Origin of the sequence: Mesorhizobium sp. 113-3-3 (genome assembly GCF_016756495.1) — a bacterium.
Lineage (GTDB): Bacteria > Pseudomonadota > Alphaproteobacteria > Rhizobiales > Rhizobiaceae > Mesorhizobium.
In genome coordinates, this window is the sequence record NZ_AP023243.1 from 4,370,612 (window position 1) to 4,385,592 (window position 14,981).

Sequence of the window (14,981 nt, forward strand, 5' to 3'; positions counted from 1 at the left end):
CGACCACGCTCCCATGAGGCCGAATTGCTTCCATCGGCCCTTCAATGTCACCGGCAAAGGTTGGGGCGCAAACCACACCAGATACCAAGAGAACCCCGAAAAAGCTGCGCATTGCCCCTCCCGCACACTATCCCAAGCCGCACGCATAAGCTGGGCATTGAACTGGGGCGCCTCTATGACCCGGATCTCGAGAGGTTTCGCACAGGCTGCGCCAAAGACACTCGTCAACCGCTCAGTGGATCCGACCGAGCCGCAATCCCCTCACACCCCGATCGCCGCCACCAATATCCGGTTCTGCCTTCGTATCGCCGCGCGCAGTTCCGGGATCTTCGCCTCGTCGCGTTTCACGAATTCGATGAACATCATGTTCATGTTGTTGAAGATCAGTTCGCCGACCGCTGCCCCGTCTATGTCCTGGCGCACGAGGCCAAGCTCCTGCAGCCGAGCGATCAGCGCGCGGATCTGTTCGGTGAGTGAGCGGTCAAGTGAGGAGTAGGCCTGGCCGAAGGGGCTGTCGGGCAGTTGCGTCGAGATCGCCATGGCCTGGCGCCACATCTCCTTGCTGAGATAGTGCAGCGAGTGCTCGATATAGATGCCGATCAGCGTGTCCAGCGCGTCGCCGACATTGGCCGGCGGCCTGGCGACGACCCCGCGGCCGGCATTGAGCACCTCGTTGACCTCAAGCGAGACGATGGCGCCGAGGATGTCGCCCTTGTTTTCATAGTAATTGTAGATCGTGCCGATCGACACTTCCGCCTGCGCGGCGATGGCCTCGATCTTGGCGCCCTCATAGCCGGCCTCACGGAAAAGCGCCGCCGCCGCCTCGATGATGCGCCTGTGCCGGTCCGCCTTTTGCCTTGCCCGCAATCCGCTCATAGCAGCCTCTTGCCACAAAAACAGAATTGACTCAATTTTAGAATTGGTTCAACTTTTTGCAAGAAGCCACAAAGGCAAGGGAGAACACTCGATGTCCATCAAATCCGCATCCGGGAATCCGCTTTCCGTCCTTAAGCGCCATCTGCACGCCGCCTGCGCCGCCACGGCATTTCTGCTTGGCGCCGGCAGCCTCGCCGAGGCCGCCGATCTCAACGCGCTGATCTGGTGCGACCATTCCGATCCGGCGCTGCTGCAGCCCTTCGAGGAAGCCAACAACGTCAAGGTCAACGTCAAGGAGTTCGAAGGCACCGGTGCTGGGCTGGCCATCGTCGAGCAATCGCAGCCCGGCGACTGGGACGTGATGGTGATCGACAGTATCGATGTGCCGCGCGGCGTCGAAAAGGGCCTGTTCGAGCCGTTGCCGGAAGACAAACTGCCCTTCGCCGACCTCTTTCCGCAAGTGAAGATGGATGGCTCCACCGTCGTCGGCGGCAAGCGCTACGGCATCACCGAAAAGTTCGGCTACAACACGATCGGCTTCAACAAGACCAAGGTCGACCCGGCCGACATGCAGTCCCTGGCGTCGCTGACAGCAGACAAATACAAGGGCAAGGTCGCCATCTACGACTATTACCTGCCGGTCATCGGCATGGCCGCACTCGCCATCGGCAAGAAGACGGCGGACCTCACGGAAGCCGACCTGCCCGCGCTCAAGGAAGAGCTGCTCAAGATGAAGGCCAACGCCAAGCTGGTCGGCGAGGTCACCGCCAGCCAGACCGCGCTCGCCACCGGCGAGGTCGACATACTGGTCGGCGGCGGCGAGTGGGTGACGGCGGGGCTGGCCAAGGAAAACCCGGCGCTGGACTTCTCCATTCCCAAGGAAGGTGCGGTGCTGTGGTCGCAGTCGCTGGCCATGTTCAAGGATTCCAAGAACAAGGACATGGCGCTGAAGTTCATCCAGTACATACTGAGCCCGGAAGGCCAGGCGCGGCTTGCCACCTCGTCCTGCTACTGGGGCATGCCCGCCAACACCAAGGCGGCTTTGACCGACGACCAGAAGAAGGTCCTGCGCTTCGACGAGCAGCCCGGCTTCCTGGCTCGCGCGCAAGCCTATCCCGCGCCGAATGCCGATCTCGACAAGAAGATGCAGGACATGTGGACCGAAATGCTGCAGGCGAAATGAGCTGACACTGCTCATGAACCCAGCGGGAAACAACATTGTGCCCCCGGCGGGCCGTGCCCTGCCCCGGGCGAGCGATGCTCTGCCCTGGGCATTGGTCACGCCGGCGCTCGGCTGGACGTTGCTGTTCTTCGTCCTGCCGTTCATCGCCATGGGGTTTTCCAGCCTCACGGCGCATGAGGGCGGCGGCTTCACGCTTTCCAATTACAGCCAGTTCTTCACCAACCCCTCCTACTGGCAGGCGATGGTGAACTCGCTGGAGGTAACGGCGATCGTCACCGTGGTTTCGGTGCTGCTGGCCTATCCCTTCGCCTGGATCCTCGCCGAACAGGTGCCCGAACGCTGGCAGCGGCTGGCGCTGATGCTGGCCGTGCTGCCGTTCTGGACGTCCTACGTCGTGCGTTCCTATTCCTGGCTGCTGGTGCTGGCGCAGAACGGCGTCATCAACCGCGCGCTCACCGGCTCCGGCCTGGTCAGCGAGCCGCTGCAGCTTGCCAACACGCGTTTGGCCACCGTCACCGGCTTCGTGCATTTCTTCGTCATGCTGCTGACGCTGACCATCTTCGCCAACCTCAAGCAGCTCAGTCCGAGCTACCGCAAGGCGGCCGCCGATCTCGGCGCCGGACCGGTGCGCACCTTCCTGCATGTCATCCTGCCGCTGACCCTGCCCGGCATCATGGTCGGCGCCTTCCTCACCTTCGTGCTGTGCATCGGCGACTACATCACGCCGCAGATCCTGGGTGGCAACAACGAGCTCTTGATGCCGCAACTGGTGATGATGCAGATCGGCCGGCGCGGCGATTTTCCGCTGGCTTCCGCGCTGTCGATCATCCTGATGGCCGTCGTCACCGTTGCCTATCTCGCCTGCGCGCGCTGGCTGAAGATCGAGCGGGCCTGAGATGCGCCAGATCGTCCGTGCCGCTTCCTTGGTCTACGCGCTTGCCGTCTACGGCTTCATCTTCCTGCCGGTGGTGGTGCTGGTGCTGTTCTCGCTGCAGGCAACGTCGTTTCCGATCCCGCCTTTCACCGGACCGTCGCTGCGCTGGTATGAGGTGGTTCTCAGCGACACGCGGCTGACTTCGGCGCTGGTCAACTCGCTGCTGGTGGCGTCGATCTCCTCGGCCACCGCCGTCACGCTGGGCTTCCTCTCGGCATGGGGGTTTGCACGCTTCGTGCTGCCCGGCTCCAGCCTGCTGCGTGGCTTGATCACCCTACCTTTGACGGTCAGCTACCTCATCATTGGCATGGGGCTCTTGGTGCTGTTCAACTGGGCCGGCGTACCGAAATCGCTGCTTGCCGCGGGGATCGGCCATGTCGTGATCAACCTGCCGCTGTGCTTCGCCATCATCTACAGCCAGATGGGCGACCATCAGATCAACATCGAGCGCGCCGCGCGCGATCTCGGCGCGCCGGAATGGAAGGTGCTGCTCTTGATCACCGTACCGGTGATGGCGCCGGCGATCTTCGCCGGCTTCTTCCTGTCGATGACCTTCTCCTGGGACGAGTTCGTGATCTCCTTCCTGCTGACCCGCTTCGACACCACGCTGCCGGTGGAAATCTGGAACCTGCTGCGCTCCGGTCTCAATCCAAAAACCAATGCGGTCGGTTCGCTGGTCTTCGCCGTTTCCATCGTGCTGGTCGTGCTGTTCGAACTGACATTGCTGCGCCGGAGAAGAACATGACCGCGCCTTTGGTCGACATCCGCGCCGTCTCGCATCGTTTCGGACAGCTGGCCGTGCTGAAAGACGTTTCGCTCAAGATCGAACCCGGCAGCTACACCATCCTGCTCGGGCCGTCGGGCTCCGGCAAGACGACGCTGCTCTCCATCCTGGGCGGCTTCGTCACCCCCAGCGAAGGCAAGGTTTTCATCCGCGGCGAGGATTGCACCGCGGTGCCGCCGGCGAAACGCCCGACGACAACCGTGTTCCAGGACTACGCGCTGTTCCCGCATATGAGCGTCGGCGGCAATGTCGGCTTTGGGCTGCGCATGCAGGGCGTCGATGGCGCGACGCGGGCCGCAAAGGCACGTGAGGCATTGGCGCTGGTTGGCCTCGCCTCCGCCTTCGACAAGAAGCCGCACCAGCTATCCGGCGGCCAGCGGCAGCGCGTGGCGCTGGCACGTGCTCTGGTGATCGAGCCTGCTGTGCTTCTGCTCGACGAGCCGCTCGGCGCGCTCGACCTCAAATTGCGCCGACAGATGCAGGACGAGTTGAAGGCGATCCAGAAGCGCGTCGGCACCGCCTTCATCCATGTCACCCACGACCAGGAAGAGGCGATGGCGCTGGCCGACCATTGCGTGGTGATGAATGACGGCCGCATCGAGGACGAAGGGCCGCCCGAGCGCGTCTATGCCAGGCCGGCGACGCGTTTTTCCGCCACCTTCATGGGCGAAAGCACCATCCTGGCCGGCACGGTCTCGGAGGCCAAGGACAGGACCAGCACCGTGACGACGCCTGCCGGACCGGTTTTGGCGCGCAGCGCCTTGCCCGTGGGCTCGGCTGTCGCATTGGCTATACGGCCGGAGCATCTCATGCTCGGCGGAGCCGCCGGCAGTGCAAGTCTCGGCATGGCGAAAGTGACCGATGTCGTCTTCCAGGGCAGTTTCAAGCGCGTGCTTGCCGTCTCCGTCGAAGGCCCCTCGCTGCAGTTCATCGCCAAGTTGCCAGCGACCGCTACCCTCCAGCCCGGCGACACGGTTGCCGTTTCGTGCGATACGGACCAGATCATCGTTTTGGCGGACTGAAATGGGCAACCTTCCGGTCATCGACGCACCAGACTGGTACGAGACCATCCGCATGGCCGATGGCATCACGCTGATCCACGAGCCGTGGATCAAACCCTTCTTCCGCTGCAACATCTGGCATGTGCGCGGCCGCGACCGCGACCTTCTGTTCGACACCGGCCTTGGCCATTTCAGCCTGCGCAAACACGTGCCGCTGGTTGCGGAGCGCAAGCTGACCTGCGTCGCCAGCCACACGCATTTCGACCATATCGGCTGCCATCACGAATTTCCCGACCGTTGCGTGCACCTTGCCGAAGCAAAAATCCTCGCCGATCCGCGCAACGAATGGACGGTGGCCGACCGCTATGCGACCGACGAGATGTTCGATCGATTGCCGCACGGCTGGGAGTCGTCCCGCTACCGAATCCTGCCTGCGCCCGCCGACCGCCTGCTCGAACATGGCGACGTTGTCGATCTCGGCGACCGCGCCTTCGAGGTGATCCACACACCTGGTCACTCGCCAGGCGGCATCGCGCTCTACGAAAACGGGACGGGCATCCTGTTGTCCGGCGACATCATCTATGACGGCCCGCTAATCGACGACGCCTATCACTCGGATATTCCAGACTACATGGCGACGCTGCTGGCCATGCGCGATCTCGACGTCTCGGTCGTGCATGGCGGCCATTTCCCGAGCTTCGGCAAGGTGCGTTACCGCCAGCTGATCGACGAGTACCTGGCGCAAAAACGCCAGGCCGGCTGCCACCTGCGGCAGAGCCCGTAAAGGGACCGTGCGCTCGCGATTTGGCCGGCTGCGCCCGGCCCAGCGGACCTTCTAAGAAAACGTCGCAGCCTGAATGGCTGCCGTATCGCCACCGAATGTATTTCTCACCCTGACCGACCTGTAAACATAAGCGGCCCAAAGCCCCGTGGTGGCGACGGCTATCACGGCCGATATCAATGTATCCCCATCAAGGAGCTGGCTCATCGGGATACTAAGTGTTCTTGATATCCAAACGGTGTCCAGGATGAACAAGAGAGGGATCGCAAACCATTGGCATATAAACAGTTTCGGGAAGTGCTGGCTTCGCCTCAGCATCGAAATAAGTACCACGAGTTGAAGCACCAGAAAGGCCAGATTGAGGGCGGCTTCGCCATACACCGCCAAAGGCCCATTAGGCAGTGTGATGAGCCGCTGGTAGTCTTTGACCGATCTGGCCAACTCCAAAAGTGTGCGCAACGGTGACAATGACTGACCTATCGCCAGCAGCATCAGCCAGCCGCCAAATCCCTCGAGGTCTTTCGGAGGTCGTGGGCGTTTGCGTGCCGAGCGAGTAGCGAAGAAAACTGGCACGCCAATCAATAGCAGCAGTATTGCCCAATGCCACATTCGCCCGCCCCCCGTCACGCAACCTTGTATTGCGTATATGCACCCTAAGATTGTATCATGTTTCGTTTGCAACTCAAGAGGATCGAGCAGCTTCGGCTGAAAATTGCGCCGCCGGCCTTCGCCTAGCCAGCCCGCCCCTCACCCCAATTCAAAATGCCGGGGAAATGCCTGATGCAGCAGGAGCAGCATGGTCTTGCGCAGCACATTGGTGTCACGGCTCGAAGGGTTCAGATGGTCCCAGTACCACGCGCCGTGAACCAGATAATTCAGGCTCTCCGACAAGGTGTCGATGTCGACGCCGGCATAGCCGCCGCTGCGCGAGATCTCGATCAGCAATTCGCGCGCTTCGGCCGTATAGGCAAGATCGCTCGGCAGGCCGATTTCATTGTAGATCTGCATGCTCTTGCGGTCGCTGGAGAACACAACGAAGACCGATACCCATTTCGGATGCTGCCGGGCGAAACGCTGCGCACAGTTGACGGCACCCAGCAGCCTTTCGACCGGTGACAGGCCGGGCGCCCGCACCAGGCTGATCCACAGCGCATCATACTGATCGCTGAGATACTGCAGCACGGCCCGGAACAGGTTTTCCTTGCTGCGGAAGTGAAAGACCACCAGCGCGTTGGACGAACCGACATGTTCGGCGATGCGCTGCATGGTGAGGCTCGCCAGGCCCTCCTCCGCGATGAGCTCGATGGTGGCGTCGATGATGCGCTGAACGCTCGCTTCGCCGCGCTCGCGCCGGCGGTCCTTGGACGGCGCGGCGTCGTTTGCCGCGCCCTTCGTCGTCGCGAGCTTGCGTTTCTCCGGCTTTTCGGTTGCTTTGCGTTGCGCCATTTTCGTCAGGCCTTTCGGACGCGCGACGGGAAATACTCCGCCGCATAAGTTACTTCAGCATATGGCACGCCGTTCAACCCAGGGATCGCTCAGAGCGACGGACGTGTCCCGCTGTTCCCATACCATTCCCCCCGAGCCGTTTCATAGGCCAGCCCCGCCCGGAAGACATCGGCATCGCTATAGGTGCGGCCGACGATCTGGATGCCTGTCGGAACGCCGCTGGCGGCGTGGCCCGACGGTATGGACAGAACCGGGCAACGGCTCAGCATATTGAACGGCGTCGTCATCACCCAGCCCAGCGAAGGGTTCACGTCTTTGCCGTTGATCTGGACCTTGTCCGTGGTCTGGTCGAATTCCGCCGGCACCGCGGGCAGCGCGTTTGTCGGGCAGATCAGCACATCGTAGGTTTCCAGCAGCGGGCCGAGCGTCTGGTACATCCTGGCCGCCACGTCCAGCGTTGCGACGAAGTCGGTGGCCTTGGACTTCCGTCCGTCCTCGGCAAACCGCCTTGCATAGCTGGTCATGTCACCGGCGTGCTCGGCAAGCAGTTGCGACAGCGACGCGCCGAACAGGTGCTCGAGATAGGCCATGCCGGCCTTGAGCACCCCGTCATCCCAGCCGAGGTCGACCTCCTCGACCGTGGCGCCGAGCGAGCGGAACACGTCGCAGGCGGCGAGCGTGTTCTTGCGCACGTCGGGGTCGACTTCGAAGGAACCGAGATCCATCGAGAAAGCGATCTTCCAGCCTTTGATCGGCTTGTAGTCGAGCGGCAGGCGCAGCTTGGGACGCAGCGTGGCGATGTCGAGCGGGCTCGGTCCGGCCATGACATTCTGCAGCAGGATCGCATCCCTGACGTTTCGCGCCAGCGGCCCGGTGTGGCAGTAGAAATCGAGGTTGAAGGGCGGCTCGTCGGGATTGCGGCCGTAGGGAGGCTTGAAGCCGACGAGACCGCAGGCCGAGGCCGGAATGCGGATCGATCCGGCAATGTCGGAACCGGTGGCGATCGACGATGTGCCCGATGCCAGCGTTGCCGCAGCACCGCCCGACGAACCGCCCGGTGTGAAATCCCGATTCCACGGATTGCGGGTGACGCCCCACCGCTTCGACCAGGTGTAACCGGCGCAGCTGAATTCCGGCGTCGCCGTGCGGGCATGCACGATGCCGCCGGCCCTCATGATGCGCTCGTTCATCGTCGAAGTGTGGCCGCCCAAGGCGTCCCTGGACAGCAGCGATCCGTGCGAGGTCGGCTTGCCCTTGATGTAGCTCTCATCCTTGATGCCGACCGGCAGGCCTTCCAGGGCGCCGGTCCTGGCGCCGCTGGCGTATTTTGCCTCGGCCCTGGCGGCCAGCTTCATCGCCTCGTCGAAATGCGTGAAGGTGAAGCAGTTGATCGCCGATTTGGTGGCCTCGGCGCGGCGAATCGTGGCCTGCATCAATTCGACGGGCGAGAGTTTCCTGGCCTTGAACAGCCGCAGCGCCTCATGGGCCGGCATATAGCAAAGGTCGAGATCGGACATGGGAAGTCTCCTGCGATCGCGAGACCGCACTTGGCATGAGAGGATTGCCGGTCCGCGCGTCGCGGCCCGGTGGCTGTTGGTTGGGATCGTCCGGCGACGCTATTTCTGGAGGTCGGTCCAGATTTTCGTGTAGAGCGCCTGCACATCCGATGGACAGGCCGGCATGAACTGGCCCTTGGCGGCAAATTCAGCCGGAACGTCCACTTCCGGCGCCGTCTTCATGTCGTCCGGCATGAAGGCCTCGGAGCCCTTGATGCCGTTGGCGTAGCGGGCGAAAGCCGAGATCATCGCGGCGTTCTTCGGGTCCATGATGAAATTCTGGAACAGCTTGGCGTTCTCGACATTCTTGGCGTCCTTGAGGACGGCGACATTGTCCATCCAGATCGGAAAACCTTCCTTGGGATAGCCGTAGACGATCTTGTCGTTCTGCAGCCGCTCGCGCAGCGATATGCCGTTCCAGTTGACGCCGGCGGCGATGTCGCCCCTGCCCAGGCCGTCGACGGCCGCGTAGTCGAGCGAAAGCCATTTTGCCTTGGCCTCGACCAGCTTGTCGTGCACCTTCTTCAGCACCTGCATGTCGTTGGTGCAATATTTGCCGCCCTCATAAGCGATGGCGAGGAACATGATGTCCCCCATTTCGGGCACGACATTGATCTTGCCGACAAGCTCGGGCGGCGGGTCGAGGAAGATCGCCGAAGTGTTCGGATCGCCGGCATAGACCGACTTGTTCACCGAAATGCCTGTCGTACCCCACTGCCACGGAACGGTGTATTTGCGGCCCGGATCGAAGGGAACGTCGACCCAACGCGGATCGACATTCTTGAAATTCTCCATCTTGTTGGGGTCCGTCTCCAGGAGCAGACCTTCGCTGATCCAGACCGGCACGACGCTGGCCGACGGCACCACGATGTCATAGCCGGACGCGCCCTGGCGGACCTTGGCCAAAGCGGTGTCGTTGGAATCATAGTCCGTGACGGTGACCTTGACCTTGTAGGTCTCCTCGAACTTCTTGATCAGGTCCGGGCTGGTGTAGTTGCCCCAATTGTAGATGTTGAGTTCGCCATCGGCGCGGGCAGAGCCGGTTGCGGCGAGCAGCGACAGCCCGACGGCCGCCGCGGTCATTTTCCAGTTCATGCTAGTGCTCCCATTGTTGGGACCGGCTGCGTCGCCGCCTCGGTCCGTCTCCTGCAGATGAACAAGCCTGGCAGTGCCCTTCGGCCCAAGACGGACCGCCGGCTGGCTGTCAAAACCTTCCCCTTGTCGTGGCCATTCACCGGCGGATGCCAGCTGGCCAACTTGGTCGTCTGCGTCAGGATTAATTATAACTAACTATACAGTCAATATCTTTTCGCAGGCATTGCCGCGGCTCACCCTGTTGTCGTGGACAATGCTGCAAGCTGCGAACGGAATGGCTCTTTCGCTGTCGGTATGATGGCCCGCGCTGCAAAATTTCTGCTTGTCAGGCGCTTGCCGCCGACCTGTCGCCAGTCACGATCCGTTGCCGGTACCATTCGAAGGTGCGCCGGATCCCTTCCTGATAGCTGGTCGTCGCCTCCCATCCGGGAAGAACCTGCCGTGCCAGGGTCAAGTCCGGGCAGCGGTTTGTCGGATCCTGCGGAATTGGCGCATGGTGCTCGATGCGGCTGCCAGGAACCAGCGAGCAAACGAATTTCGCGGTCTCTAGAACCGAGACCTCGCGATTGTTGCCGATGTTCAGGGGGCCTCGGTGTGTGATGCTGTCGCGCCAGAAGAAACGTTCCAGGCCGTCGACGATATCATCCACATAACCCCAACTGCGCGATTGGGAGCCGTCGCCGTAGACGGTCAGGATTCCCGTGGTCAGCGCCTGGCAGACAAAATTCGAAACGGCACGGCCGTCATCGATGCGCGTTCGCGGCCCATAGGTGTTGAACAGCCTGACGACGCGCACATCGAGCCCGCTGACGCGTTGCTCTTCGAACAGCAGCGCCTCGGTGCAGCGCTTGCTCTCGTCGTAAGAAGCCCGTGGTCCGGTGCAGTCCACCGATCCCCGGTAGCTCTCCGGCTGCGGCGACATCAGCGGATCGCCATAGACCTCCGAGGTCGAGGCGAAGCAGAAGCGTCCGCCGGGCCTGAGCAATGACAGGAGATTGAGCGCGCCGCCTATGTTGGCCCTGATCGTGCGCGCCGGCTCGCGCATGTACCATACGGGCGAAGCCGGCGACGCCAGATGGATGATCTCGTCGAAATGCTGGCCGGTCGTGAAGCTTTCAGCATCGGCAATCCGCAGGCTGAACCGCGGGTCCGAGACATGGGCAATGTTGTCGCGCAATCCGGTCCATAGATTGTCGACGACGACCAGCGTTTCCAGATCGTCACGCCGCAGCAGACGATCGACAAGATGGGAGCCGAGAAAGCCGCAGCCACCAGAAACCAACACGCTGCGCGGCATGCGCACTCCCCTTCAGAAACACGGCCGGTCAAACGCGCCGCAACGCTTGTTCCCAGGATATGGGAACCGGGTCCTATCCGGATCCGACAGTCTTCTACCAGTGCTTTCGTCGACGCAGCAATTGCAACGACCAAACTTGCGCCGGGCCAATGCTTGGTCGCCCAAGCATGAACGGTCGCTCGGGGTGGAGCGAGCGTCGGCGGTACCTGCAGACGGGTGGCGTCTTCCGGCGACCTACAGCGCCCGTTGCGGGCAAGGCATTCCGGTGGCATCGCCGCAGCGCGACGCTGTGGGCAGCGGTCTCATGCTCATGTTTTCCGACTGGCGCACAAGCTCGGCGAAGACCAGCGCGAAGCTACCCAGCATGACAAAGACGATGATCAGGCGTGCTACCGGCAATATGTCGGCCTCGTCTGGTTGGTGCGTGACCCCGAACATCAAACTTCGTCCCGAAGATCATGCGCACAAATCAAAAGTGCCGTGGCGTCCCTTGGCATCCCGAAGGATACAGCGATGCTACGGGCGCCCCCACGCCATCCATGCCGGCTAACATGATCGATCTGCCTTTACGAGACTTTAAGCCTCGCCTTAACCATCACATTCGCTCGTGCCGTGTCATGAAGCGCGATCCGCGGGTTCGCACGATGCTGTCGCGGCCTGCTTTGCGCGCCGCCGCAACGGCTCTCTTTGCAGACCTGCCCACCCCGTGCTACCCCGGCGCGGGTGCGGCCAGACCTGCCGCCGCCAATCGGTCGCGATCGGGGAGCCATGAGCACAGCCGCCAACAGCATCGCCTTCGTCTCGTCCGACACTGCAGACGCCAAGGCGGCGCTGGAAAGTCTGTCGGCGCGCTACGGCCAGTGTTCGATCGCGGAGGCCACTGTCGTGGTGGCCCTGGGCGGCGACGGCTTCCTGTTGCAGACCTTGCGCGACACGATGGGGACGGGAAAGAAGGTCTACGGCATGAACCGTGGCACCATCGGGTTCCTGATGAACGAGTACCGTTCCGGAGGGCTCACCGAGCGGATAGCGGCGGCGGTCGCCGAAACCATCCGGCCGCTCGAAATGCTGGCCGTCACCTCGGAAGGCGAAACCGTCTCGGCGCTGGCGATCAACGAGGTGGCGCTGTGGCGCCAATCCTATCAGACGGCCAAGATCCGCATCAGCGTCGATGACCAGATAAGGCTCGAGGAACTCAGTTGCGATGGCGTCATGATCGCGACGCCGGCCGGATCCACCGCCTACAATCTTTCAGCGCATGGCCCGATCCTGCCGCTCGACGCGCCGCTCCTTGCACTGACGCCGGTCAGCCCGTTTCGCCCGCGCCGCTGGCGTGGCGCATTGCTCTCCAACAAAGCGACCGTGCGCTTTGACATTCTGGAGCCGGAAAAACGGCCGGTGAACGCCGCCGCCGACCATACGGAGGTCAAGGCGGTGACCTCGGTAACGGTGCGGGAATCGCCGGCAGCGACGGCAACCTTGCTCTTCGATCCCAATCATTCCTGGAACGAGCGCATCCTGGCTGAGCAGTTCCGTTATTGAGCCGACACACAGACAAGCGGCCGGATTAAGCATCGCGATTAAGGTTACAGCTTCACAATCGCGCCAATCCCGCCCGTTTCTGTTGACAAATCGCGGACTTGCGCCTAATCGCAATGCCAATCTTGCAAGCGCGTGGCGCTTGCCGCGACGAATAACGTTGCGCCTCCCCGAACCAGCCAAAGACAACAACACTTGTCCTCAGACACCACGATCGCTCAAGAAGCGTTGACCTTTTCAGACCTCGGCCTGTCGCCGAAGGTGCTTTCCGCAGTCACCGATGCCGGCTACACGCAGCCGACACCGATCCAGGCCGGCGCCATCCCGCACGCCTTGCTCGGCAAGGACGTGCTGGGCATAGCCCAGACCGGTACCGGCAAGACAGCCTCATTCGTGCTGCCGATGCTGACCCGGCTGGAAAAGGGCCGCGCCCGCGCCCGCATGCCGCGCACGCTGATTCTCGAACCGACGCGTGAGCTTGCCGCGCAGGTCGAAGAAAACTTCGTCAAATACGGCAAGAACCACAAGCTCAACATCGCGCTCCTGATCGGCGGCGTGTCGTTCGACGAACAGGACAAGAAGCTGGAGCGCGGCGCCGACGTGCTGATCGCGACGCCTGGCCGTCTGCTCGACCATCGCGAGCGCGGCAAGCTTTTGCTCAATGGCGTCGAGATTCTCGTCATCGACGAGGCCGACCGGATGCTCGACATGGGTTTCATTCCCGATATCGAACGCATCTGCGAGATGATCCCGTTCACCCGGCAGACGTTGTTCTTCTCGGCGACCATGCCCCCGGAAATCACCAAGCTGACGGAAAAGTTTTTGCACGCGCCGGTGCGTGTCGAGGTGTCGAAAGCCGCGTCGGCCGCCACCAACATCATCCAGCGGCTGGTCAAATCCGGCTCGAAGCCCTGGGACAAGCGCGAGACCTTGCGCAACCTCATCAAGGCCGAAGATGCCGAGTTGAAGAACGCCATCATCTTCTGCAACCGCAAGGTCGAAGTGTCGGAACTGTTCCGCTCGCTGCTGAAGTATGATTTCGATGCCGGCGCCCTGCATGGCGACATGGACCAGCGCGCCCGCATGCAGATGCTGGCCAATTTCCGCGACGGCAAGCTTCGCTACCTCGTGGCTTCGGACGTTGCCGCGCGCGGCCTCGACATCCCCGATGTCAGCCACGTGTTCAACTATGACGTGCCGATCCATGCCGAGGACTATGTCCACCGCATCGGCCGCACCGGCCGTGCCGGTCGCTCCGGCAAGTCATTCACCATCGCGACCAAGTCCGACACCAAATACATCGACGCCATCGAACGGCTGATAGGCACCAAGATCGAGTGGCATGATGGCGACCTGTCGACGGTCGTGGCCAGCGAAGGCGGTGAAGACGATGCGCCGCGCCGTGGCAAGGGCGCACCGCGCCGCGCCGGCCGCAAGGACGACGATCGCAAGGACAGGGGCGAGCGCAAGAAGGGCGGCGAACGCCGTGGCAGACACACCGAGGAAGACGCCTCGAGCGTGGTCGCGCAGCAAGAACAGCCCGATGTGGCGGAGACGGCCGTTGCCGATATCAGCGAGCGGCGCGCGCGCAAGGACGCTATCCGTTCGGAAAACACCGAACGCAAATCCTCCGATCGCAACGAGCAACGCGCACCGGAACGGGGTGACACCAGGCCGCAGCGCGACAACAGCCGCCCTGCCCGCCATCGCCACCAGGAAGACAACGACACCACCGTTGGCTTCGGCGACGATATGCCGGCCTTCATGCGCATCGTCGCCAAGGTCTGATCCCGGCCGCTTTCGAAGGCAAGCCGCCCGGCTTGCCTTCTTCTCTTGGAATCGCTCCTAGCCTGGCTCGCCCGTCACATGGGCCCAGGCATCATCTTGGTCGGTTTCTCCAGCATCGGGAAGTCGGCCTTGGTGCATTTCACGTTCGGGTTGGTCGGACTGAACATGCCGTTGGGATTGTCCCTGAACAGCCAGGCGTGAAGATCGTAGTGGACGAACTCCCTCGGGATGAGCGGATAGTGTCCCTCCATCGGGCCCATGAATTTCTGGCCAAACAAAGTGGGGACCTCCTTGACGTCCGGCGTCAGCGGCACCAGCCATTCCACGCCGACCAACTTCAGGCCTTTCTTGGTCGGCTCGTAGATCAGGACGTTAGGCTTCATCGGGTCGAGCTTCTGGCCGACGCTCGGGACATTGACGAAATGGACGCCCATGGCGCCTTTCGGGTAATCCATCGAGCCCGGTATCTTTTCTCCACTGTAGAAGACGCAGCCGACTGTCGACAGATACAGATCGCGGACCGCGGCCGTGTAGTCCTCATATTTGGCGAGCGACTTTTTCAAGGCCTCGATGTCGGCCTTGCTGGCGTCCTCGGCCCGAGCTGTGGCGAGCCCCAACCATACGCCTGCAATACTAGTCAAAGCGAGGACGCCATAGCGCCCAAGGCTGCCTGTTCTTGTCATGCATTCCTCCCAGACTTT

General features: G+C 62.2%; 15 protein-coding genes. 7 read left to right on the forward strand and 8 right to left on the reverse strand.

Features of this window, described 5'->3' with window-relative positions:
• Positions 1 to 261: 261 nt before the first annotated feature.
• Positions 262 to 876: a TetR/AcrR family transcriptional regulator gene (locus JG746_RS21335; RefSeq protein ID WP_202354543.1), complete on the reverse strand. Its 615-nt coding sequence runs from the start codon at positions 874 to 876 to the stop codon at positions 262 to 264.
• A gap of 91 nt (positions 877 to 967) precedes the next feature.
• On the opposite strand from JG746_RS21335, the gene JG746_RS21340 reads away from it, so the two are divergent.
• The 5 genes from JG746_RS21340 to JG746_RS21360 are packed head-to-tail and all read left to right on the forward strand — an operon-like array spanning position 968 to position 5,562.
• Positions 968 to 2,059 (forward strand): polyamine ABC transporter substrate-binding protein, encoded by a 1,092-nt coding sequence (locus JG746_RS21340; RefSeq protein ID WP_202354544.1) that lies wholly within the window; start codon positions 968 to 970, stop codon positions 2,057 to 2,059.
• A gap of 13 nt (positions 2,060 to 2,072) precedes the next feature.
• Entirely contained in the window at positions 2,073 to 2,954 is an 882-nt protein-coding gene (locus JG746_RS21345) for an ABC transporter permease (RefSeq protein WP_244730358.1), read from the forward strand.
• 1 nt (position 2,955) lies between these two features.
• Positions 2,956 to 3,738 carry an ABC transporter permease gene (locus JG746_RS21350; RefSeq protein ID WP_202354545.1) on the forward strand — a complete coding sequence of 261 codons (783 nt, stop codon included), beginning with the start codon at positions 2,956 to 2,958 and terminating at the stop codon, positions 3,736 to 3,738.
• Complete coding sequence (locus JG746_RS21355; protein WP_202354546.1) at positions 3,735 to 4,799, forward strand: ABC transporter ATP-binding protein; 1,065 nt, start codon at positions 3,735 to 3,737, stop codon at positions 4,797 to 4,799. The genes JG746_RS21350 and JG746_RS21355 overlap by 4 nt, the downstream gene beginning before the upstream one ends.
• Position 4,800: 1 nt before the next feature.
• Positions 4,801 to 5,562 carry an MBL fold metallo-hydrolase gene (locus JG746_RS21360; RefSeq protein WP_202354547.1) on the forward strand — a complete coding sequence of 254 codons (762 nt, stop codon included), beginning with the start codon at positions 4,801 to 4,803 and terminating at the stop codon, positions 5,560 to 5,562.
• Positions 5,563 to 5,613: 51 nt separating this feature from the next.
• Here JG746_RS21360 and JG746_RS21365 read toward each other — a convergent pair whose 3' ends face one another.
• The 6 genes from JG746_RS21365 to JG746_RS21390 form a co-directional block, all read right to left on the reverse strand.
• Positions 5,614 to 6,168 carry a DUF2569 family protein gene (locus tag JG746_RS21365; RefSeq protein WP_202354548.1) on the reverse strand — a complete coding sequence of 185 codons (555 nt, stop codon included), beginning with the start codon at positions 6,166 to 6,168 and terminating at the stop codon, positions 5,614 to 5,616.
• Positions 6,169 to 6,306: 138 nt separating this feature from the next.
• A complete protein-coding gene (locus JG746_RS21370) occupies positions 6,307 to 7,005 on the reverse strand; it encodes a TetR/AcrR family transcriptional regulator (protein ID WP_202354549.1) in 699 nt (232 codons plus the stop codon).
• Positions 7,006 to 7,094: 89 nt separating this feature from the next.
• The gene (locus JG746_RS21375) at positions 7,095 to 8,522 is read right to left on the reverse strand and encodes an amidase (protein ID WP_202354550.1); all 1,428 of its coding nucleotides are present in this window, start codon (positions 8,520 to 8,522) and stop codon (positions 7,095 to 7,097) included.
• A 99-nt stretch (positions 8,523 to 8,621) separates the two neighbouring features.
• Positions 8,622 to 9,656 carry an extracellular solute-binding protein gene (locus JG746_RS21380; RefSeq protein WP_202354551.1) on the reverse strand — a complete coding sequence of 345 codons (1,035 nt, stop codon included), beginning with the start codon at positions 9,654 to 9,656 and terminating at the stop codon, positions 8,622 to 8,624.
• A gap of 325 nt (positions 9,657 to 9,981) precedes the next feature.
• On the reverse strand, positions 9,982 to 10,953 hold the full coding sequence (locus JG746_RS21385) for an NAD-dependent epimerase/dehydratase family protein (protein ID WP_202354552.1): 972 nt from the start codon (positions 10,951 to 10,953) through the stop codon (positions 9,982 to 9,984).
• A 234-nt stretch (positions 10,954 to 11,187) separates the two neighbouring features.
• The gene (locus tag JG746_RS21390; protein ID WP_202354553.1) at positions 11,188 to 11,391 is read right to left on the reverse strand and encodes a hypothetical protein; all 204 of its coding nucleotides are present in this window, start codon (positions 11,389 to 11,391) and stop codon (positions 11,188 to 11,190) included.
• 330 nt (positions 11,392 to 11,721) lie between these two features.
• Here JG746_RS21390 and JG746_RS21395 point away from each other — a divergent pair, with 330 nt between their 5' ends.
• Both JG746_RS21395 and JG746_RS21400 read left to right on the forward strand, forming a co-directional pair.
• Complete coding sequence (locus tag JG746_RS21395) at positions 11,722 to 12,495, forward strand: NAD kinase (RefSeq protein ID WP_202354554.1); 774 nt, start codon at positions 11,722 to 11,724, stop codon at positions 12,493 to 12,495.
• 192 nt (positions 12,496 to 12,687) lie between these two features.
• Complete coding sequence (locus JG746_RS21400; RefSeq protein ID WP_202354555.1) at positions 12,688 to 14,280, forward strand: DEAD/DEAH box helicase; 1,593 nt, start codon at positions 12,688 to 12,690, stop codon at positions 14,278 to 14,280.
• A gap of 74 nt (positions 14,281 to 14,354) precedes the next feature.
• Here the strand turns inward: JG746_RS21400 and JG746_RS21405 are convergent, their stop codons facing one another.
• Positions 14,355 to 14,963 carry a hypothetical protein gene (locus JG746_RS21405; protein ID WP_202354556.1) on the reverse strand — a complete coding sequence of 203 codons (609 nt, stop codon included), beginning with the start codon at positions 14,961 to 14,963 and terminating at the stop codon, positions 14,355 to 14,357.
• Positions 14,964 to 14,981 lie beyond the last annotated feature (18 nt).